The sequence below is a fragment of the Spirosoma sp. 209 genome (genome assembly GCF_002006735.1).
In the GTDB taxonomy this organism is placed as follows: Bacteria; Bacteroidota; Bacteroidia; order Cytophagales; family Spirosomataceae; genus Spirosoma; species Spirosoma sordidisoli.
The window spans coordinates 175188-196294 of record NZ_MVEC01000023.1 but is presented as its reverse complement, the minus strand read 5'-3'; the positions used below and the strand labels follow the sequence as shown (position 1 = coordinate 196294).

The following is a 21107-nucleotide window of genomic DNA, read 5'->3' as shown; positions in this document are numbered from 1 at the left end:
AAAGCCGCCCTCATCGAAGGCGGCTTTTAATCGTTCCTACTTAATTTAACTCACATGATTACTGGGGCCCGGTGGTGCGCGTGTCCCAGAAGACAGGCCGCTCACTCAGGCTATTTCTTTGGCTGATGTTGGGATTGGCATCTACCTCCTGCTGGGGGTACGGTAAAGCCCGCGGCACACGCCCCTGATTACCCGGGTTCACGGACGTCGGTATGCGCGACAATCCTGGGTAACCGGTTCTGCGCCAGTCGTTCCAGGGCTCGAGCGCCACCATGAAATTGCCAACGTACTTTTCTTCGATAATTTGCTGGAGCTGCTGCTCAGGTGAACCGGTCAGGGTGCCGTTGCGGGTAATATAGGCCGCTGCCTGAGCCCCTAAGCCCGCGTCGGTAAACGAGGCCGTAATACCGCGCTGAAAGAACGTCTGTGCATCGCCGGGCCCACCGTATCGTAGGGCCAGCTCGGCACGGATGAAGTTATACTCCGCAAAATTCAGCATTTGTACCGGCGCCGTACCGTCGTAGGCCAGGCTGGTCACGCCGAGCGTTGGGCCGGCCGGTACCGATGCCGCCGGTGTAGTCACGTTACCCCGCACGTAGGTGTGTAACCGCGACAGGGTGTTCCGAACCTGGTTGCCCCCCGTACCATTCTGCAGGCCTATATACCCTGTTGTACTGGCCGGGGGAGTTGCCAGAGCCGCCGGACTGAACGGAGCGGGCGTAAAATAAACTGCCCGGCGCGGGTCGGCCTTGCTGTTCATCAGATTCATGATCGTTGCGCTCACCGCAATATCGTCCGTGCGGGTCAGGATGAACTGATGAATGGGGTTCTGGCGGTTGGCAGTTGCTTCGAAGCGCTGCTGAAAGTCGTCGGCCACCCCGGTCATGAAGCCTGTCTGCGCGTTGGCCTCGGTAGTCCGAACAAACGCATTCACGACCTCAGGCGTTACGGCACCGGCGTTCAGCATATGCAGGTATAACCGGAGTTTAAGCGTATTGGCCAGGCGAATCCAGCGCTGCGTATTTCCAGCATACACATAATCGGCAGTCGTGGGCGCGGCCAGAGACGACGTCTTTCCCAGATCAACGATGGCTTCGTCCAGGAGCCGGATCAGGCCCGTGTAGATATCACGGGATGGGTCCAGCTTGGGCTGGGTATTCGTTGTTCCCTGCAGGGCCTGCGAGAAAGGCACATCGCCCCAGAGATCGGTAATGACGCTGTACGTGAACGCTTTCAGCGTTTTCGCAATTCCGAAGAAGGCCGGGTGGGTCACCTGCGGGTCTTTGGCCAGTATCTGCTCCAGATCGGCCATAACACCGGCGTAGAGGTTAGTCCGGAACAGCCCGTTTACTTCAGTCGACTGAAGGTTATAGGCATCCCAGGCCTCCGTCTGCCGACCGTTCTGAGCAGCCAGCTGCTGGGAGAAAAGCAAGGTATACCGGTGTACATCACTCCCCATCGTAAACCCGAGCATCCCTTCAGCACTTGTCAGCAACAGGTTGGCCGGTGCTGACGCAGCCAGGTTAGGGCTGGTATTTACATCGAAATAGTCGCTGCAACTCGTACCGGTCAGTAGTAACCCCGCTACGATCAGCGAACGAAATCCTGCTTTGTATGTATTCATTGGTGATTTTTCTTTTTGCGTGAAACACAATGGCCGACTTAGAACGATAGCCGCAACAGGGCTCCATAGGTCCGGGCCTGCGGCATGGTGTTGAACTCAATACCCTGCAGGTTCTGGTTGCTGTTGACATTGAACTCCGGGTCAATATGAGGCACCTTTGTCCAAAGCAGCAGATTACGGCCGTTGACACCCACTTCGAGCGAACCGAATGGCGTACGATCCAGCCATTTCTTGGGCACCGTATAGGTCACACTAGCCTCACGCAGGCGGGTCCAGGAGCCATCGAAAACGAACATGCCGGGCGCGTTGAAGGTATAGAGTTGCCCCCAGTACTGCTGACCCGATATAGCAATGTCGTTGGACACGGGGGCCTGGCCCGACGCCAGAGCCTGCCCTTCGCGGGTTGTCAGCACCGGCGCGTTCGTTGTCGGATTTATCGTTCCGTTGCCATACACGCCATCAATCGTATAGTTGCGCAGTGGCTGTCCGTCGGCGCCAAAACGGGGTCGGTCAGCGGTTTCAGCCGCCACACCCGTCCGGCGCAGATCGCCCACCACCCGCGACAGCACATCGCCACCCCGGCGGATATCGATCAGGAAATTCAGATTGATGCCTTTGTAGCTGAAGTTGTTGATAACGCCCCCCGTCCAGCGCGGGTTAGGGTCGCCTACGTTCTGCAGACCACGGGGGTCCAAAATGGGAAGCCCGTTGGTTGGGTTAACGACCAGCTGTCCTTGTGGTGTGCGGAGCAGTGTGTTGGCAAACATAGTCCCATATGGCAGTCCGGCCTGAATACGGCCCTCGGCGGTTGTAAACGGCCCGAGTGGTATGTTCTGCACCCCTTCGGCTAGCGAGATCACGTTATTGCGGATGCGGGCTCCGTTGAAACCGATATCCCATTTGAAGTTAGCCTTCCGAATGGGTGTAATGCTCAAGTTCCACTCCCAGCCCCGCGACTCCAGCACCCCGGCATTTCGGGCTACGTTGGTAAAGCCGGAAGCGGCCGCAATAGGCACCGAAATAATGATATCGGTCGAGCGCTGGTTGAAATGGGTTATGTCTAACCCGATGCGGTTTTCCCAGAACTTCAACTCTACCCCATATTCGAGACTGCGCGTGAACTCGGGACCCAGTTGCGGGTTACCGGCTCCGTTCTGTAAGGTACGCCCCTGCTGCCCCAGAAACGGATACTGTATCTGCGGACCAAAGCCATCGGATGGGTTGGCGTTATCAAAATAGGTAGCCGTGGCAAACAGAAACGCTTCGCGGCCTACCCGCGCCCAGGCCCCTTTCACCTTGGCGAACGACAATACCCGCTGGTCGGCAAACAGCCGGGGCAGCGCATCGCTCAGGATAACGCTTCCCGACGCAGAGGGGTAGAAATACGAGCGGTTCCCGGCGGCAAACGTCGATGACCAGTCATTCCGGCCCGTCAGGGTCAGGTTGGCCCATCCTTTGTAGCGAAGGTCGACGTTGGCAAACACCCCAACCAACCGCCGGCGCAGCTGTTCGTAATACGGGATAAAGTTGGTAGCGTTGTTGATGTTGTTGAAATCACGCGTGGCGAGCGTATTACCAACAACGGCCTGATCGACCTGATTGATCTGGTTGATTTCGCTACCCACCAGGGCCGTCATGCGCAGGTCTTCGGTCAGATCACGGGTAGCCGTAAACGTATTATAGAAACTCGTTTCCCGGCGGGTTATGTTTCGGTTGCCGATGGCGCCTACCCCCGCCACAGCGTGGTTGGCCTGCCCCCGCGACCCGATTGCATCGACCGTAAACCGGTTTTCGGTGAACATATCGGTACCCGCGCGACCCGTGTACGACAGCCAGTCCGTCAACTTGTAGGTAAGGTTCACGTTACCAATCAGCCGGCTCCGGTTGTCGTCGTAGAGGTTGTTGCGGAGTGTCCAGAACGGATGATCGGTGTTGGCATTGAAGTACACCTGCGAGCCATCAGGACGGGTATTGGGTTCGCCAAGCAGATCATAATCGCGGGGTAAAAACCACCCCCGAAACAGCGGATTGGCCAACTGGTTACCAATCTGGCTCCGCTTCGATGTGTTGTAAATGTATTGAATATTGGTCCCGACGCTCAGCCGGCTGGTCAGCTGCGAGTTAGCGTTGGCCGAAAAAGTGTGGCGATCCAGTTGGTTATTCTCCAGAAAACCACGATCACTCAGCATCCCGTACGAGAAGTAGTAGTTAGACTTATCGGTTGCGCCGGAGAAGCTGACATTATGCTGCTGGTTGATTCCCTGCCGAAACATGTTACGGACGTTGTTGGGGTAAGCAGTCAGCGTAACCGAATCGGGCAGGTTGAACAGCGTACGGTCGGCAGCCGAGTACGAACTCGCCACCCGCTGACCCCGAATAACGGGGCCCCAGCTCAGCTGATCTGCATTGGGCTGATAAACGGGGGCCGCGGGCTGCCCCTGCGCATTGAGCGAGGTGCCGCGGGCGTATTCATTCTGGTAGTCAGGAAACCGGTTTACCTCAACGACGTTGAACGAACCGGTATAGTTGACAGTATTTTTTTTATTGCCGTTGGCCCGGCCTTTCTTGGTGGTAATCATAATGACACCGGCCGCAGCCCGCGACCCGTACAGGGCGGCAGCAGCAGGCCCTTTCAGCACGGTCATCGTTTCTATATCGTCCTGATTGAGGTCGATGCCACGGTTTGAGTTAGACACCCCCGTTTGCGAATTCGAGGTATTGAGCAGACCGGAACCGGCTACCCCGCCCCCGTTATCGACCGGAATGCCATCGACCACGAAGAGAGGCTGATTACTCTGCGTAAACGTCGTTAGCCCCCGAATCTGAATGTTCGACGAGGAGCCCGTCATACCATTGGAGCCGGCGATGCGCACCCCGGCAATTTTACCGCTCAGTGCGTTGGCAATGTTGGTGGTTCGGCCAACCGTTAGTTCCTGGTTGTTGATGGATGTCTGGGAGAAGCCTAGTCCTTTGGCTTCTTTCTGAATTCCCAGCGCGGTCACGACAACCTCTGTCAGTTGTCGCGAATCGGGTTTGAGCGCAACATCTATGACCGATCGACTCCCAACTTCAACTTCCTGGCTCATCATGCCAACGAAACTGACGACAAGCCCGTTGTCGGTACCTACATTGAGCCGGTAAGTGCCATTGACGTCGGTTGTAGTGCCACGGTTCGTCCCTTTTATCGAAACACTGGCCCCCGGGATAGGAGTGCCATCTTCCACATTAGTGATTTTTCCGGATACAATCCGCTCCTGGGCAAAAGCCAGTCCGGGTAAAATCAGCAATAACCATCCGCCCAGCAGTAATCTAATACACGTTATACGCATGATACATCTCGATTAAGTTACAAGAGTAGGGTAAGTAATATCACTTAGATATTATTACTATCCAACTCAATAGCAAAGTAAATAGTTTTGATAGTATTACTATTATTTATACGCAGAAAAATTACTTGCCCCCAGTAAAGCGCACGTTCACCTGACTTCCTGGCTTCTCTTCGTCTGAATTGTGGAAATTGTTTCCGGTGCGCATCCATGCGGTACAAACCAAACCGCTCCGAGATCATGTCCCGTATAGCTACACCAGCCGATGCGCTGACCTACAACGAAATCATTTTTCAGGCCCGGCATCGGGCCTACGGTGCCTTTGACCTGCGCCAGCAGTACCGGCCAGCGCTTACCCGCGCCCTGTGGGTGGGCGTGGGTTTGTTTCTGCTGGGTCTGGCGGCACCAGCTCTCTACGCCCGGCTTTTTCCAAAGCCCGACCTGAGCGATCAGATCGTACTGGTCGAAACTGATCTGGTCAAACTACCCGACACGCCCAACGAACAACCCGTACCGATCCCGCCGGTTGAACAGGCCCCGGCGGTCAGTACCGTCCGGAACCTGCCACCGGTAGTACTGCCCGACCCCGAGGTCGTCGACGAAGCCCTGCCACCCACAACCGAGCAGCTGGAGAAAGCCACCTCCGGGCCGGTTACGGCCGAAGGAACGGGGGTCGATGAAGTCATTGCCGCCCCCGAGGCTACCGGCCCCACGGCAACCGAACGGGCCCTGGACGTAGCTCCTACCAACCACGACGAGACCTTTATTGCGGTCGAGCAGCAACCCGAGTACCCCGGCGGTATGGCCGCCCTGAGCGACTTCGTTACCCGTACGTTACAATACCCCCGACGGGCCAGCACGGCGGGTATATCGGGTCGGGTATACGTCAGTTTCATTGTCAACACAGACGGGAGCCTGACCGAGGTTCAGGTGCTGAAAGGAATAGGATTCGGCTGCGACGAGGAGGCCGTACGCGTGGTCCAGAAGATGCCCCGGTGGCGCCCGGGTAAGCAGTCGGGGCGCTCCGTTCGGGTGAAATTTACCTTACCTATTGCCTTCACGCTCGAATAGCCCGGCCGGCGGGGTAGTAATGCCGGATCGGTCGCGTGGTCAGAACCAATCAGGCCGTACCTTTGCGCCATGCAAACGACCTTACATCAACCGGCTTATATCAATACGGCCCCGTCGCCCTGTTTCGTGCTCGACGAAGCCAAACTACGCCGGAACCTGGAACTCATCGACTCGGTGCAGCAGGCGGCCGGTGTCACCATTATTCTGGCGCTGAAAGGGTTTTCTATGTACAGCGCGTTTACACTCGTGCGCGAGTACCTGAGCGGAGCCACGGCCAGTTCGCTGAACGAGGTCAAGCTCGTAAACGAGTACATGAATGTTAAAGCCCATACCTATATTCCGGCTTATCAGGATAGCGATTTCGAGGAGGTCATTGAGCGGAGCAGCCACCTGACGTTCAACTCGTGGAGCCAGTGGGAACGGTTCGGGCACCGGGCAGTGGGGCGGGTATCCTGCGGGATTCGGGTCAACCCCCAGTATTCGGAAGTAGCGACAGACATGTATAACCCCTGCGTACCGGGTTCGCGGCTGGGTGCCACCCGTGATCAGCTTCCCGATCAGCTCCCCGAAGGCCTGGAAGGCATTCACTCACACACCCTCTGCGAAAACGACTCCTATACGCTGGAACGCACCCTCGACGCGCTCGAAAGCCGGTTCGGCTCTTTGCTTCACCAGGCCCGGTGGGTTAACCTGGGCGGGGGCCACCTGATGACCCGCGAGGGCTACGATACCGACCACCTCATCCGGATTCTGCGGGCGTTCCGGCAGAAGTACAACGTAGATGTCATTCTGGAGCCGGGTTCGGCCATTGCCTGGCAAACGGGCGTACTGGTTTCTACCGTACTCGATGTATTTAACAGCCAGGGCATCGATGTTGCCGTTCTGGACACGTCGTTTGCCGCCCATATGCCCGACACCCTCGAGATGCCCTACAAACCACGCATTCTGGGAGCTTACCACGAGCCGGTAGCCGGCAAGCCTACCTACCGGCTTGGTGGTATGACCTGCCTCGCCGGCGATTTTATGGGTGATTATTCGTTCGACGAACCGCTGGCCGTTGGCGACCGTATCGTATTCGACGATATGATTCACTACACCATGGTGAAGACGACCACTTTCAACGGCGTGAACCTGCCCAGCATTGGTATCGTCAACGAAGACCAGCACTTCCGGCTGGTACGGAGCTATGGCTACGATAGCTTTAAAGATCGCCTGAGTTAACCGATTACCGCTGGCGCAGATCTGTTCCGTTCGGCGGAGTAGATTCGCGCCAGCGGACCGGCCATAAAAAAACCTGCATGCATCGGGGCACGCAGGTTTTGATCAGACAGCTAAAGGTGTTCTGCACAAGGCAGATACTGCCGTAAAAGTACAAATAGATTTACGATTTCGTGATAAAGTTTCCAACTCGTTCCCAGGCCGGTCGGATACGCGCCAGGCGGGGAGCTCGTCTACCTTATTTGAACTCGCGATGATAGGCGGCTTTGTACAGTTCTTCCTGAGGCAGGCTCTTGAAGTATTCATACGTAACCCGAAGTCCTTCGGCCCGCGACACCTTGGGCTCCCAGCCCAGTAGTTCCTTAGCCTTGGTAATGTCGGGCTGCCGCTGTTTCGGATCATCTTTCGGCAGGTCTTTAAAGACCAGTTTCTGCGACGTACCGGTCAGCTTGATAATTTCTTCGCCAAACTCCCGAATCGTGATTTCAGACGGGTTACCGATGTTGACCGGGTAAGCATGATCGCTGAGCAGCAACCGATAAATGCCTTCAACCAGGTCGTCGACGTAGCAGAACGAACGGGTCTGGCTCCCATCGCCAAACACGGTCAGGTCTTCACCGCGCAGGGCCTGGCCAATGAAAGCCGGCAACACCCGACCGTCGTTCAGCCGCATCCGGGGGCCGTAGGTATTGAAGATCCGGACAATGCGCGTTTCCAGACCGTGGTAGGTATGGTACGCCATCGTCATGGCCTCCTGGAACCGTTTCGCTTCGTCATAGACACCCCGCGGCCCGACCGGATTCACATTGCCCCAGTACTCTTCGTTCTGCGGATGCACGGTGGGATCGCCGTATACTTCTGAGGTCGAGGCAATCAGTACGCGGGCGTTTTTTACCCGGGCCAGCCCCAGACAGTTGTGAATACCCAATGAGCCTACTTTCAGCGTCTGAATTGGGATTTTCAGGTAATCGATTGGGCTGGCGGGCGAAGCAAAGTGAAGAATATAGTCTAGTTCGCCCGGTACATGGATGAACTTCGAGACATCGTGATGATAGAACTCGAAATTCGGCAGGTGGAACAGGTGTTCAATATTCCGGATGTCGCCCGTGATGAGGTTATCCATCGCAATGACGTGATAACCTTCCTTAATGAAGCGATCACTCAAATGCGACCCCAGAAAACCGGCCCCGCCGGTAATAAGTACACGTTTCATGAAATGCCTGTAAAATGAATAAACATAGCGAAGTAGCTAACCACACAGCGTAACGAAGATTGCCGTATGCTCTGCAAATCTCCGTTACGCCGTCGTTAAAAACTACACTTTTTGCTCTACTGGTGCCAAAACGGCTTCGCGGCCTACGCTATAGTACGTATAGCCCTGTTCACGCATCTGGTCCAGTTCGTACACGTTACGACCGTCGAAGATGACTTTGCCTTTCAGCAGCAGGTTCATCTTGTCGAAATCGGGGGTACGGAACAGCGGCCACTCCGTCACGATCACGAGTGCGTCGGCATCGTCGAGGGCGGCATACTGGGTATGGGCGTAGGTAACGGTGTTGCCGATCAGGTTGCGCACGTTCTCCATCGCTTCGGGATCGTATACGGTTACTTTAGCACCCGCGTCGACCAGCGCCCGGATGTTGTCAAGCGCCGGCGCTTCCCGAATATCGTCAGTATACGGTTTGAACGCCAGGCCCCATACGGCAATAGTTTTGCCTTTCAGATCGCCCCCAAAGTGGTTCAAAATCTGCGGAATGAGCTTGATCTTCTGCTCGTAGTTTACCTCCATGACCGACTTCAGCACTTTGAAGTCATAATTGAAATCCTGGGCGGTTTTGGCCAGCGCCTGAACGTCTTTCGGGAAACAGCTGCCGCCGTAACCAATCCCCGCAAACAGGAATCGTTTGCCGATACGGCTGTCGGTACCGATACCGCGCCGGATGTCGTCAACGTTGGCGCCCGCCCGCTCACACAGGTTGGCGATCTCGTTCATGAACGTAATCTTGGTAGCCAGGAACGCATTGGCTGCGTATTTGGTCATTTCGGCCGAGCGCTCATCCATAAAAATGACGGGGTTACCCTGCCGCACCAGCGGGGCGTACAGTTTGTTCATGACCGACTTGGCCCGCTCAGAACGCGTACCGATAACGACCCGGTCAGGCTTCATAAAGTCTTCTACGGCTACGCCTTCGCGCAGGAATTCCGGGTTCGAAACCACGTCGAAATCGACCGTTGCGTTGTCGGCGATGTGGGCGTGTACCTTTTCGGCAGTTCCTACCGGCACCGTACTTTTATCCACGATCACCGCGTACTGCTTCAGGATCGGGCCCAGATCACTGGCTACTTTCAGGATATACTTCAGGTCGGCCGACCCATCTTCGCCCGGCGGGGTGGGCAGGGCCAGGAAAATAACTTCGGCACCTTTGATGCCTTCTTCCAGGTTTGTAGTGAACGATAAGCGTCCTTCTTCTACGTTACGGTGAAAAAGCGTCTCCAGTCCCGGCTCGTAAATTGGCACGATGCCGTTGTTAAGCTTCTCTACTTTCCGTTCGTCAATATCGACGCACGTCACCTGGTTGCCGGTCTCCGCAAAGCACGTTCCCGTCACAAGACCTACATAGCCGGTTCCAACGACTGCCAATTTCATAGACTGAACATTAAAGAGTTGTTACTAAGAGTTGGTTGAGATAGACCGAATGACGGTCGAACGTTGCAAAAATAGGAGTTTTTTAATAATACGCTACGTTTCCATACGAATACTAACTATTGCAGCTAAACTTATAGACCTGATTGACTGCTCCCGGTATGGTGCTTTATCCCGTATGACCTGAGCCAGTGGGTAAGTTATTGGTAATCAGAACGACTCGGACTCGTATTTTCCGTGAAAAATGTCTCAATTCTGGTATCCATTTTGCCTACATGGTGGTTAGATAAGAAGCGATTGTATTTATCCGTTTTAAGGATAGCTTCAACAACAAACCGATAAAACCAGGAACTGCACTTATGGTCAGTGAAATTGTAGAAAACCAAGTTAGTACATCTGAGCGAACGGCACTGTCGCAGCTCATTATCCAGGCCGTCCGTGACATCAGTGAGCGTCATATCCGCCCAAACAGTCGCCAGTGGGACGAGACCCAGCATTTCCCGGCCGATCTGTTTCGCCTGTTGGGCGAGCAGGGCCTGATGGGTATGCTCGTGCCGGCCGAATACGGCGGAGCCGGGCTCGGCTACCGCGAATACGTAGCCGCTATTGTTGAACTGTCGCGGGTCGATGGCTCGATTGGCCTGTCGATGGCCGCCCACAATTCGCTCTGCACCAACCACATTTTATTATTCGGTAACAGCGAGCAGAAGCAGGCCTACCTGCCCCGGCTGGCCAGCGGAGAATGGATCGGAGCCTGGGGCCTTACCGAGCCCAATACCGGCTCCGATGCGGGCAACATGCGCACAACGGCGGTTCGCGACGGCGACGAGTGGGTCCTCAACGGGGCCAAGAACTTCATCACCCACGGCAAGAGCGGTAACCTGGCCGTAGTGATTGCGCGCACCGGCGAACCGAACGCTCCCCATAACGCTACGGCCTTTGTGGTTGAGCGGGGTACGCCCGGTTTCACGGGTGGACGAAAAGAAGATAAACTGGGCATGCGCGCTTCCGAAACAGCCGAGATGCTGTTTCAGGACTGCCGGATACCAGACAGCCAGCGGCTCGGCGAAGTAGGCGACGGCTTTGTTCAATCGCTGAAAGTGCTCGATGGCGGGCGTATTTCGATCGCGGCTCTGAGTCTGGGAATTGCCTACGGAGCCTACGATGCCGCAGTAGCGTATGCCAAAGAGCGCGAACAGTTCGGCAAGCCGATTGCCAGCTTCCAGGCCATTGGGTTCAAACTAGCCGATATGGCTACCGAAATCGAGGCCTCCAAACTGCTGACCTACCAGGCAGCGGATCTCAAAGACGAAGGTAAGACCGTAACGAAAGAGTCGGCCATGGCCAAGCTGTTTGCGTCGGAGACGGCGGTGCGGGTTGCCAACGAAGCCGTTCAGATATTTGGCGGTTATGGCTATACGAAAGATTTCCCGGCCGAGCGGTTCTACCGCGATGCCAAGCTGTGTACCATTGGCGAAGGCACCAGCGAAATCCAGAAGGTTGTGATCTCCCGCCAGATCCTGAAATAGTCTGAAAACAGCAGCGGGGTCAACAAGAAGAGGAATGTGCCGTATCCTGCTTCTTGTTGACCCCGCTGCCTGTTATAGTCTTTATTATACCGTCCGGCGCGAGCCTTTGATCAGAGCCGCAACCCCGAGGATAATAACTGCCCCTACAAACGCGGTCAGAATCTGATCAATGATACCACCGTCGCGGCCAAAAATCCATCCGCCAACGAATCCACCGGCAATACCGAGCAGAATTTCGACGAGCAGCGAAAACGAGAACCGTTTAAAAACAAGGTCGGCCAGCCAGCCAGCTACCGCACCCACCAGGATTGAAACTAGGATACCCATGGTCTTGTGTGTTTGGTTTATTATGCGTTGAGTAAAAGTTGTTTGTGTCAAACACATACTTAACATGGGACCTCTAACTTTGTTTAAGAGACCGATCCAATGACCGCGAGCATACGCCCCGTTTGCCCCTTCTCGGCCCGGTACGAGAAGTAGTCGGCCCGGTGGGTTACCGTCGAGAAGGGAGACAGCTCGATCTGGTCAGCCGGCAAACCGGCCTCAATCAGCTGTTGCCGATTGGCCGCTTTCAGATCGACAGCCGGGCGCTGTGTCTCGGGTTGCACCTGTACGAAATCGGCGGCAAACTGATCAGCCACCTCCGGCCCCACCTCAAACGAGCAGGCATCGATACAGGTACCTATATATCCATAACAATCGGCCGGGTCGGTACCGAACTGGTCAGTCATAGCGGCCAGCGTTTTCACGACAATACGGCCCACGGTACCGCGCCAGCCCGCATGAACAGCCGCTACGGCCCTATGCCGGGGGTCGTAGAGCAGGATCGGCACGCAGTCAGCTACCGTAACGCCTACCAGCAGCCCCGGTACGTTCGTGATTAGCGCGTCGTATCCGGTATACCGACCCGGCTCGGTGGCATACAGCACATCGGTGCCGTGGATCTGGTGAGCAGACGCAAATCCCAGATCGGTGGCGCCGATGTGCTGGAAGAAGCGACGCCGGTTCTCCTCCACATGGGCGGGCAAATCGTCGGTATTGATACCCAGATTCAGGGAAGCAAACGGAGCCGGGCTTACACCGCCATGCCGGGTACTCTCGGCCGATACCAGCGCATCGAACCGGGCAAACAACGCTGGTTTTCGATACAGCGGGGTTTCTGTCGTAGTTGGTTGATTGATCATGTTGCTCATCTGCAAACCAGACGGGTTCGCCATAGGCCGTTAACGCCCGAAATGTACGAAATCGGTTAGTTTACCTAATGATCCGGACAGCTTTGCTCCCGTACGGCGACCGGCTGCCGGGTTTGTACCGCATCGAACCGGGCTGACTGCTGCGCAACTTGACAGGCCTCAAACCACTCATCCCGTCTATCGACCATTCCGCTAGTTTGTAATGCATAGTACTGTTCGGTGCCTATATCTTTGTTTCACCAACCGAGACAAACCCGGCTGCTGAACACAAACAACAAAAGCTATGAAAACCCTCATCAAATCACTGGCTCTAACGCTCCTGACAGGCATCGCTACGGCATCGGTATCACTGGCCGAAACAAAACCCATTGTTCGCCCTACGGCCGCAGCTTCCTTTAAAACGGGTGTTTACAGCACACCCAGTGGCAAACTGCACATTTCGCTCGACAAACAAACCGGCGGTACGGTCGACGTTCGGCTCAAGGATGCCAAAGGTACCGTACTGTACAGCGAACGCCTGGGCCGGAACGAAACCCGCTACCGCACCCGTCTGGATTTGTCCGAACTGGAAAACGGTACCTACGAACTGGAGATGACCAACGGCGTTGAAACCACCCGACAGACAGTCGTCATCAACGCGCAGCAACAACGGATTGTCAACATTCAGCTGCTGGCCGCCAACTGATGCGAACCGCCCACTGGCCCCGACCGCCGGACTGATCACCCAGTCCGGCTTTTTTATGGCAAAAAAGGCCCAATTCGAGGTGTAGCGTATCATTTTTGGTACTGTTTCTGCCCATAAATACGTTACTTGTGCTGTCTAAGTTGCCCATCTCTGACCGCTCGTCAACCTGTATACGCGTTATGGACAAACCGCCCCGCTACCAGAATTACGTTATCCTCCCCGCTATCGGCGTTCATTTTTCAAACAATCATCCGGTTTCAGAAACGCAGGTTCAGTACGCCAGACTCACCCCCAACACCCACCTCAACACCCTGCTGGACGGTAGCCTGCCCGACCAGGCGGTGGTGCTGGACTCGACCGAACGGGGCGATATCAAGCTCATCCGGCTGCCCGAGTCCGAACTGCCCGACCTGCGGGCTCAGCTACCGGGCCTTCGCTTTGTTCCGGAAGTGTTTTACTATCCACAGCGCTGGCAGCACGAAGTCCGCAACAAACCGGCTCCGCTGGCCAACCAGGTTCGTACGGCGGTGCGGATTGTGCTGCGGGCCGCCAAAACCAATGTCCCCATTGCGGGTGCCACGGTCATTGCCTTTACCAACTTTGACGAGCGGGAAGGCGAACAGGCGGTCTCGAACGCGCAGGGCGTTGTTCGTTTCAACAGCGTTGGCAACCGACCTATCGATCAACTCTTCGTGTATCCTAAAGTGGGGTACTGGAGTTTCTGGAAGCAAAACCTGATGCTGACCAACAACGAGGTCTTTCCGATTCAGCCCGTTACCCCCGACTATACCGACGCTAAAACCTATTTTTACCCGCCCGCGCCGGCAGGAGACCCCAATGGCCGGCAGGTAAAAGTAGCGGTTATCGACACCGGTGCCGGCCCCCACCCCGATCTGATCATTAAAGGGGGAGCCTGTACCGTAACCGGCGATGACCCCGATGATTATGCCGATATCGATGAGCACGGCACCCACGTATCGGGCATTATTGCCGGACAGGGCACCCCGCCAGACAGCCTCCGGGGCGTAGCACCCAACGTCTCGCTGTATGTATACCGCGTATTTGGCCGGAGCAGCCAGGGAGCGTCCAACTTTGCGATCATCAAGGCCATTGAACAAGCCGTGGCCGACGGCTGCGACCTGATTAATATGAGCCTGGGAGGTGGTGCATCAGACGATGCTACCGAAGATGCCATCAGCTATGCGCACGCGAACGGGGTTGTCTGTTTCGTAGCGACCGGCAATGATGGCCGGCAACCGGTCAGCTTTCCGGCTTCTTACTCGCTGGCCCTGGCGGTTGGGGCCATGGGGCGCAAAGGCACGTTTCCGGCCAACACGACCGACGCGCCAAACGTAGAGGCTCCTTTCGGGACCGACCGCAAAAATTTCGTAGCCGCCTTTTCCAACATTGGTCCCGAAGTCGATTTCATTGCGCCGGGCGTAGGGATCGTCTCAACGGTGCCGGGGGGCTATGCTCCGCTCAGTGGTACGAGTATGGCCTGCCCGCTGGCAACAGGTATCGCGGCACGGCTGCTCTCGGCCGAACCCGATATCTTGAACATGCCCCGTACAGCTGCCCGGGCCGAAGCCATTGTCCGCCTGCTGGCTACGAAAGTAAAAACACTGGGTTTCGGACCAACCTTCGAAGGGATTGGAATGTTGTTTGTGTAAGTTTTGTTGGCTATCTATGCAAACAGTTTGCAACCCAATGACAATCAGGACTATGGCGCAGGACAGATATATCTTGAATTTTAAGGGCACCCCGCCCCTGCCTGCCGATGATATCCGGCTGATCCGGGCCAAGTCGAACGTGGTCGATTCGAGTCGAAAAACGCTGCTGGTCGAAGTCAACGAAGAGGAAGCCGTTTATGAGCTAACCCGCCGACTGACCGACTGGACCGTTAAAAAAGAAACCCACTACGCCGTACCAACTACCCGACCCAAGGTTCAAAAACCGCCCCGGCCGTACAAGAAATAACTCATTGATACCAAGCCAGTCTTCTGCATACGGAGGCTGGCTTTTTTTCTGGTAGCCGGCCACTGCCCAGGTCGGGCTAACATTGGGCTGTCGCGTTTGTTGTATATTCAAGAAATTATTTACTTACAACCGTTGACTGACTGGCACAGACCCGCGGCTCAGGCCCGGCTGCCCGCCACTCGTTGATCAGCCCATAACCGTTGTGCAGACTCCGGTCGGCCAGCGCCTTATCCAGTATGTCTAGTACGCCGTCTATCTCCTCAACCACCGCCTGGCCCGACCTGGCTACCGATACTCAATTCCGGGCTGATCTGGCTCAACTCTTACTGCCGTACATCAACACCTGCCGCTGGTTTGCCGGTAAAGCCCGGCAGCAGACGGGCTGCTCCGTACAAACGGTTCACACCCTGCCGCTGCCAGACGATTCCGTAGCGTATCTGCTCATTCTGGAAGCTACCTACGCCGACGGCATCCCGGAAAGCTACCAGCTTCCGCTGGCGTTCCTGCCCGAGGACTCACCCGCGCTGGAGGCCGTACCCGACAAGGGCCGCATCGGTGCCGTCACCCTGGCCGGTCAGCCCGGTACGCTGATCGACGCCATTTACGACGAGCGCTTCCGAACGGCCTTGTTTTCGGCCATATACGCCAACCAGACGATAGCCCAGTCCGAGGGTACGCTGGCGTTTCACCGCGGGAAGGGACTGGCCGACGGCGATGCCAGCCTGCCCTCCCAGGTGTTGCCCGTCGACTCGAGTAACTCGGCCATGACGTTCGGGGGCAAGTACTTCCTGAAGCTATACCGCAAGCTCTTCAACGAAACCAATCCGGAAGTCGAGATGGTCGCCTTCCTGACCGACGAGAGCGAGTTTGCCCATATCCCGGCCTTTGGCGGTAGCCTGGTCTGGCAGCGGCCCGAAACCGATATAACCCTCGGGATGGTACAGCGTATGGTGCCGAACGATAAAGACTCCTGGGCACAAACGGGCGATTACCTGAACGACTTCCTGTACGCCGTACCACAGCGCCTGTTCGCCATCCGCGAAGACGTATTCGACAAAGTAGAACTGCTGGGCCGACGAACCGGCGAAATGCACTGCGCCCTCTACAAACCCGACCGGCCCAACGAACCGGCCAACCCGGCCTTCGCCCCGGAACCGTTCACCAATGAGTACCGCGACTTCCTGATCCGGCGTTTCGAAGACCTGCTCGACCGCCGGTATGCCCTGCTGATCGACAACTACACCCGGCTCGACGCACAGGCGCAGCGGCTGGCCTGGGTATTTATGGAGGCCAAAGAGATGATCGACGCCTTCGTCGACGATTTTCGCACGCGCCCCCTCGACTCGCTCCGCATCCGGATTCACGGCGATTATCACCTCGGACAGGTGCTAGCTACGGAGTCGGACTTCGTGCTGATCGACTTCGAGGGCGAACCGGAGAGCAGCATCAGCGAACGAAAAATAAAACACTCGCCCCTAAAAGACGTGGCGGGCATGATCCGGTCGTACCATTACGCCGTGTCGGCCAAGCTCTTCAACTCCGCCGAAACCGAAGGCATCGACCCCGACCATCTGCAACGGGTGTCGGACCGCTGGTTTTACCTGATTCGGGATACGTTTCTGGATGCTTACCTCGACACCTTTGGCGCGCCCCACCCGCTCTTCAAGAACAACAACGAGATCAACTTCCTGCTGCTGATCTACCTGCTCGAAAAAGCCGTGTACGAGCTGGGCTATGAAATCAGCTACCGACCCTCCTGGGTAAAAATTCCGCTTAAAGGTATTATTGACGTGGTACGCGAGATCGAAAAAATCCGGCTTAGCGACGGCGACCTCATACCCGACGTACCCATGCTGCAAACAGGGCTTTTGCAGGGGAAGCCTAGCTGATCGTAGTTCGTCCTAAACCCATACCGTACACTTGAATCCGTTTCAGAACACCATCGTCCTTATTACCGGAGCCGGGTCAGGGATTGGCCGCCAGCTCACGATTCAGGCCGCAGCGCAGGGAGCCGCTGTGCTGGCCACCGACCTCAACGAAGCCGGTCTGGCCGAGACCAAAGCCTTGTCGACCGGTGCGGTTACAACGGCCCGGCTGGACGTTTCGGACGCCGGCGCGATTCGGGCGTTTGCCGCCGAAACCATTCCGGTTCTGGACGGGCGTAAACTCATTCTGGTCAACAATGCCGGGGTAGCCCTGGGCAGCGGCCCGTTCAGCGAAACCGACCTGGACGATTTCGAGTGGCTGCTCAGTATCAACCTCTGGGGCGTTATCCGGATGACCAAAGCCTTTCTGCCGTATATGCTGGATGCGAGCCGCGCGGATGGCCCGGCCGGTCATATCGTCAACATATCGAGCGTATTCGGCCTGGCGGGCGTCATGAACCAGTCGGCCTACTGTACGGCTAAGTTCGGCGTTCGGGGCTTTTCAGACGTGCTGCGCATGGAGCTGCTCGACACCCCGGTTCGGGTAACCTGCGTACACCCGGGCGGCATCAAAACCAACATTGCCAGCAGCGCCCGCGTCGGCAAAGGAACGTTCGTTACCGAAGCCATGCATAAACAGGGAGCCGCCAGTTTCGAGAAAGCCGCCCGAACCACCCCCGACGAAGCCGCCCGGGTGATCTGGAACGGCGTCCGGAAAAACAAAGCCCGGGTTCTGATCGGGGCCGATGCCTACCTGATCGAGCGGCTGACCCGTTTGTTTCCGACTGCCTATGTCGGGCTGATGAAGAGCCAGATCGAAAAAGCGTTTAGTACGGAAGGCTAAGATTTTTTCTAACTTTCCGGCCCTGATCGCGTTCAACAACGTACGTAATCCGATTCGTATACCCAATGGCAAAACGCACAACTTCTTCCGAATCAACGTCTGATTCCTCCAATACGCCCCGGCCGACCCGTTCCCGTTCGGCCAAAAAAAGCGACCCCATCACCGAATCGATCAACGCGCCGGAGGTACCGGTTCAGGCCGATCCCGTCGGCCAGCCGCCCACCGAAACCGGGCCTTACTCTCGCTTCACTGATTTCGATATACACCTGTTCCGCTCGGGCAAGCACCAGCGGCTGTACGAAAAGTTCGGCTCGCACGTGGTTGAACACAATGGCGTTACAGGCACCTACTTCGCCGTGTGGGCTCCGTCGGCCCGGTACGTAGCCGTCATCGGTAACTTCAACGGCTGGGACCGGGGCAGCCACCCCATGAACGTTCGCTGGGACTCGTCGGGTATCTGGGAAATTTTTGTTCCGCATATCGGCAGTGGCGAATCCTACAAATATTTCATCGTCCACGAAGGCGGCCGCGAGCTTGAAAAAGGAGACCCCTATGCCCACTTCTGGGAAGTACCACCCCGTACGGCTTCCATTGTTCGGGATACCTACTACGAATGGCAGGATGGCGACTGGATGGCAAACCGAAAAGCCAAAAACGCGCTCAACGCGCCCGTTTCGGTCTATGAGGTTCACCTCGGCTCGTGGAAGCGCGACCCGTCGGACCCCGAACGGGAGCTGAGCTATGGCGAGATAGCCGATGCGCTGGTGCCGTACGTGCAGGACATGGGCTTCACCCATGTCGAGTTCATGCCGGTGATGCAGTATCCCTACGCCCCGTCGTGGGGTTACCAGATTACGGGCTACTACGCCCCCAGCAGCCGCTTCGGCACTCCCCAGGATTTCATGCGCCTGGTCGAGCGGCTCCACCAGGCCGGAATCGGCGTATTGCTGGACTGGGTACCGAGCCACTTTCCCGGCGATGCCCACGGGCTGTACGAATTCGACGGGTCGCACCTGTACGAGCACCCCGACCCGCGCAAAGGCTATCATCCCGACTGGAAAAGCTATATTTTTAATTACGGCCGGCCCGAAGTGCGCTCCTTCCTGCTGAGCAACGCCCTCTTCTGGCTTGACCGGTGCCATGCCGACGGCCTTCGGGTCGATGCGGTCGCGTCGATGCTTTATCTCGATTACTCGCGCAATGCGGGCGAGTGGGAGCCGAACGTATTTGGCGGTCGCGAAAACCTCGATGCCATCTCGCTCTTCAAAGAGATCAACGAAGCCGTTTACCTCAACTACCCCGACGTACAGACCATTGCCGAAGAGTCGACGGCTTTCCCCGGCGTGTCGAGACCGGTATTTACGGGCGGACTGGGCTTTGGCATGAAATGGATGATGGGCTGGATGAACGATACGCTTCGTTACTTCGAGCGCGACCCCGCCTTCCGCAAGTTCCACCAGGACGAGCTGACGTTCAGCACGGTTTACGCCTTCACCGAAAACTTCATGCTGCCGCTCTCCCACGATGAGGTCGTGTACGGAAAACACTCGCTGGTCGGCAAGATGCCCGGCGACGAGTGGCAGCGGTTCGCCAACTTACGGTTGCTGTTCAGCTACATGTTTACCCACTCAGGCACCAAGCTGCTGTTCATGGGTGGCGAGTTTGGGCAGACATCGGAGTGGAAGTTCGACGCCAGCCTCGACTGGCACCTGCTGGAGTTTGCTCCGCACCAGGGTATGGCGGCCTGCGTCAAGGCGCTCAACAACCTGTACCGCACCGAGCCAGCGCTGTTCGACCGCAATTTCACGGCCAACGGCTTCGAATGGATCGACACGACAGATCGTGAGAACAGCGTCATCACCTACGCCCGGAAGGGTGAAAATCCGGCCGATACGCTGCTGATTGTCCTGAACATGACCCCGATTCCGCGTGGCGATTACCGCATCGGGGTACCGTCGGCGGGTTCGTATAAAGAGATTTTCAACTCCGATGCACGGGAGTTTTATGGAAGTGGCGTACAAAACGAAGGAACCATCGGCAGCGAAGAGCAGCCCTGGCAGGGTCGGCAGCAGTCGATCCGGCTTAACGTGCCTCCGCTGGGGGCGGTGGTGCTGAAGATTAGCCAGTAAACACCCGCTCCTGCAAAGGCCGAAGGAGGACACCGAGAAGAGCAGACCGTTAGCTCCCTTCTTTGTGTCCTCCTTCTTCTGTTTATTCGCTTTCTCTATCTTTGCCCGCATGAAGACAGTTTTTGCTGGTTTGTTTCTCCTGCTATCCGTTCAAAGTTTTGCCCAGTCGCCGGTGGCAGCCCGCCTGAACAGCGGATATGATCTGGGCATGGCCTACTCGAAAGATCATTATAACCCCTCGCTTGCTTATTATCAACTCATCAACATCGGCGAACGAAAGCTCTTCTCCCTGGGGTGGACACTACGGCTTGGCGCCTTCTACGGAGATAACCTCAATTACTACACGGCTCCGGCCCGGCTCACGCGCGAGAAAACCGGTTTCGAAGCGCTGGGAGCTCCGCTCGTGGTGCGGAATGTAGACACCGTTCGTTATGATTACATTACCGCCACCTCGCTGAACGTAGGCGTTCGGGCCCAGGTCAACCTCGGGCGGGTAACCCTGGGAGCCAGTGCCGACCTGCTGGGCCTCACGCTGGGCCGCTGGCGCACGGGGCGTTACCGCTCGTCTACAGGTCAGTTTACCATACAGAGCGCTTCGGGCAGCGATTCGGCGAATGTCTTCTTCCAGGGAGCCAACACCTTTCAGCGGTCGTACCCTAGCCGGGTTAACCTGAGGCTGCTGGGCGATAATGATATCGGCACCCTCTCGACCGAGGTATACGCCCGGATCAGCGTGTCGCAGCGCCTGGGCGTGAAACTCGGCTACCAGTGGCTTACCACCGAAGCAACCGTTCAGAACCGCGACGTCATTGCCGACAACAACCGCTTCCGGCACCGCGCGGGCATGCCTTATCTGGCCCTGACGTTCCCGATCTTTTACTGACACCCTTCCATCAGAAACACAGAAGGGACGGTTTGGCACCGTCCCTTTTTTTAGTTGTT

16 protein-coding genes are annotated in these 21107 nt (G+C 56.6%); 10 read left to right on the top strand and 6 right to left on the bottom strand.

The annotated features are described in order from the left end of the window. Positions 1-58: 58 nt before the first annotated feature. Together B1C80_RS25870 and B1C80_RS25865 are read right to left on the bottom strand one after the other, a co-directional pair. Complete coding sequence (locus B1C80_RS25870; RefSeq protein WP_077924086.1) at positions 59-1624, bottom strand: SusD/RagB family nutrient-binding outer membrane lipoprotein; 1566 nt, start codon at positions 1622-1624, stop codon at positions 59-61. Positions 1625-1662: 38 nt separating this feature from the next. Continuing rightward, positions 1663-4953 (bottom strand): SusC/RagA family TonB-linked outer membrane protein, encoded by a 3291-nt coding sequence (locus B1C80_RS25865; RefSeq protein ID WP_077924085.1) that lies wholly within the window; start codon positions 4951-4953, stop codon positions 1663-1665. Positions 4954-5199: 246 nt separating this feature from the next. Between B1C80_RS25865 and B1C80_RS25860 the strand changes: the two genes are divergently transcribed. Further along, on the top strand, positions 5200-6021 hold the full coding sequence (locus tag B1C80_RS25860) for a TonB family protein (RefSeq protein WP_369822743.1): 822 nt from the start codon (positions 5200-5202) through the stop codon (positions 6019-6021). A gap of 69 nt (positions 6022-6090) precedes the next feature. After that, complete coding sequence (gene nspC / locus B1C80_RS25855) at positions 6091-7242, top strand: carboxynorspermidine decarboxylase (RefSeq protein WP_077924083.1); 1152 nt, start codon at positions 6091-6093, stop codon at positions 7240-7242. A gap of 235 nt (positions 7243-7477) precedes the next feature. Here the strand turns inward: nspC and B1C80_RS25850 are convergent, their stop codons facing one another. Both B1C80_RS25850 and B1C80_RS25845 read right to left on the bottom strand, forming a co-directional pair. After that, positions 7478-8452, bottom strand: coding sequence for a UDP-glucuronic acid decarboxylase family protein (locus B1C80_RS25850; protein ID WP_077924082.1), 975 nt, complete (start codon positions 8450-8452; stop codon positions 7478-7480). A gap of 102 nt (positions 8453-8554) precedes the next feature. Next, entirely contained in the window at positions 8555-9886 is a 1332-nt protein-coding gene (locus tag B1C80_RS25845; protein WP_077924081.1) for a UDP-glucose/GDP-mannose dehydrogenase family protein, read from the bottom strand. A 356-nt stretch (positions 9887-10242) separates the two neighbouring features. Here B1C80_RS25845 and B1C80_RS25840 point away from each other — a divergent pair, with 356 nt between their 5' ends. Beyond that, positions 10243-11412: an acyl-CoA dehydrogenase family protein gene (locus tag B1C80_RS25840; protein WP_077924080.1), complete on the top strand. Its 1170-nt coding sequence runs from the start codon at positions 10243-10245 to the stop codon at positions 11410-11412. Positions 11413-11496: 84 nt separating this feature from the next. Here the strand turns inward: B1C80_RS25840 and B1C80_RS25835 are convergent, their stop codons facing one another. Continuing rightward, a complete protein-coding gene (locus B1C80_RS25835; RefSeq protein ID WP_077924079.1) occupies positions 11497-11739 on the bottom strand; it encodes a GlsB/YeaQ/YmgE family stress response membrane protein in 243 nt (80 codons plus the stop codon). 83 nt (positions 11740-11822) lie between these two features. Further along, a complete protein-coding gene (gene pgeF / locus B1C80_RS25830) occupies positions 11823-12629 on the bottom strand; it encodes a peptidoglycan editing factor PgeF (RefSeq protein ID WP_369822742.1) in 807 nt (268 codons plus the stop codon). 259 nt (positions 12630-12888) lie between these two features. Here pgeF and B1C80_RS25825 point away from each other — a divergent pair, with 259 nt between their 5' ends. The 7 genes from B1C80_RS25825 (at position 12889) to B1C80_RS25795 (ending at position 21048) form a co-directional block, all read left to right on the top strand. Continuing rightward, positions 12889-13290, top strand: coding sequence for a hypothetical protein (locus B1C80_RS25825; protein ID WP_077924078.1), 402 nt, complete (start codon positions 12889-12891; stop codon positions 13288-13290). Between the two features lie 179 nt (positions 13291-13469). Then, complete coding sequence (locus B1C80_RS25820; protein WP_077924077.1) at positions 13470-14960, top strand: S8 family serine peptidase; 1491 nt, start codon at positions 13470-13472, stop codon at positions 14958-14960. A 73-nt stretch (positions 14961-15033) separates the two neighbouring features. Further along, complete coding sequence (locus tag B1C80_RS25815; protein WP_236648928.1) at positions 15034-15267, top strand: hypothetical protein; 234 nt, start codon at positions 15034-15036, stop codon at positions 15265-15267. 236 nt (positions 15268-15503) lie between these two features. Beyond that, positions 15504-17156, top strand: a complete 1653-nt coding sequence (locus tag B1C80_RS25810) for a putative maltokinase (RefSeq protein ID WP_077924075.1) — start codon at positions 15504-15506, stop codon at positions 17154-17156. Between the two features lie 31 nt (positions 17157-17187). Continuing rightward, the gene (locus B1C80_RS25805; protein WP_077924074.1) at positions 17188-18036 is read left to right on the top strand and encodes an SDR family oxidoreductase; all 849 of its coding nucleotides are present in this window, start codon (positions 17188-17190) and stop codon (positions 18034-18036) included. A gap of 65 nt (positions 18037-18101) precedes the next feature. Continuing rightward, positions 18102-20165, top strand: a complete 2064-nt coding sequence (gene glgB, locus B1C80_RS25800; protein WP_077924073.1) for a 1,4-alpha-glucan branching protein GlgB — start codon at positions 18102-18104, stop codon at positions 20163-20165. Positions 20166-20274: 109 nt separating this feature from the next. Beyond that, positions 20275-21048 carry a hypothetical protein gene (locus B1C80_RS25795; protein WP_077924072.1) on the top strand — a complete coding sequence of 258 codons (774 nt, stop codon included), beginning with the start codon at positions 20275-20277 and terminating at the stop codon, positions 21046-21048. The last annotated feature ends 59 nt before the right edge of the window (positions 21049-21107 follow it).

Coding starts and splice junctions, on each gene's coding strand:
- glgB (WP_077924073.1), top strand. CDS start 18,102: ATGGCAAAACGCACAACTTCTTCCGAATCAACGTCTGATTCCTCCAAT.
- B1C80_RS25840 (WP_077924080.1), top strand. CDS start 10,243: ATGGTCAGTGAAATTGTAGAAAACCAAGTTAGTACATCTGAGCGAACG.
- B1C80_RS25870 (WP_077924086.1), bottom strand. CDS start 1,624: ATGAATACATACAAAGCAGGATTTCGTTCGCTGATCGTAGCGGGGTTA.
- B1C80_RS25835 (WP_077924079.1), bottom strand. CDS start 11,739: ATGGGTATCCTAGTTTCAATCCTGGTGGGTGCGGTAGCTGGCTGGCTG.
- pgeF (WP_369822742.1), bottom strand. CDS start 12,629: ATGGCGAACCCGTCTGGTTTGCAGATGAGCAACATGATCAATCAACCA.
- nspC (WP_077924083.1), top strand. CDS start 6,091: ATGCAAACGACCTTACATCAACCGGCTTATATCAATACGGCCCCGTCG.
- B1C80_RS25865 (WP_077924085.1), bottom strand. CDS start 4,953: ATGCGTATAACGTGTATTAGATTACTGCTGGGCGGATGGTTATTGCTG.
- B1C80_RS25810 (WP_077924075.1), top strand. CDS start 15,504: ATGTCTAGTACGCCGTCTATCTCCTCAACCACCGCCTGGCCCGACCTG.
- B1C80_RS25820 (WP_077924077.1), top strand. CDS start 13,470: ATGGACAAACCGCCCCGCTACCAGAATTACGTTATCCTCCCCGCTATC.
- B1C80_RS25850 (WP_077924082.1), bottom strand. CDS start 8,452: ATGAAACGTGTACTTATTACCGGCGGGGCCGGTTTTCTGGGGTCGCAT.
- B1C80_RS25825 (WP_077924078.1), top strand. CDS start 12,889: ATGAAAACCCTCATCAAATCACTGGCTCTAACGCTCCTGACAGGCATC.
- B1C80_RS25845 (WP_077924081.1), bottom strand. CDS start 9,886: ATGAAATTGGCAGTCGTTGGAACCGGCTATGTAGGTCTTGTGACGGGA.
- B1C80_RS25795 (WP_077924072.1), top strand. CDS start 20,275: ATGAAGACAGTTTTTGCTGGTTTGTTTCTCCTGCTATCCGTTCAAAGT.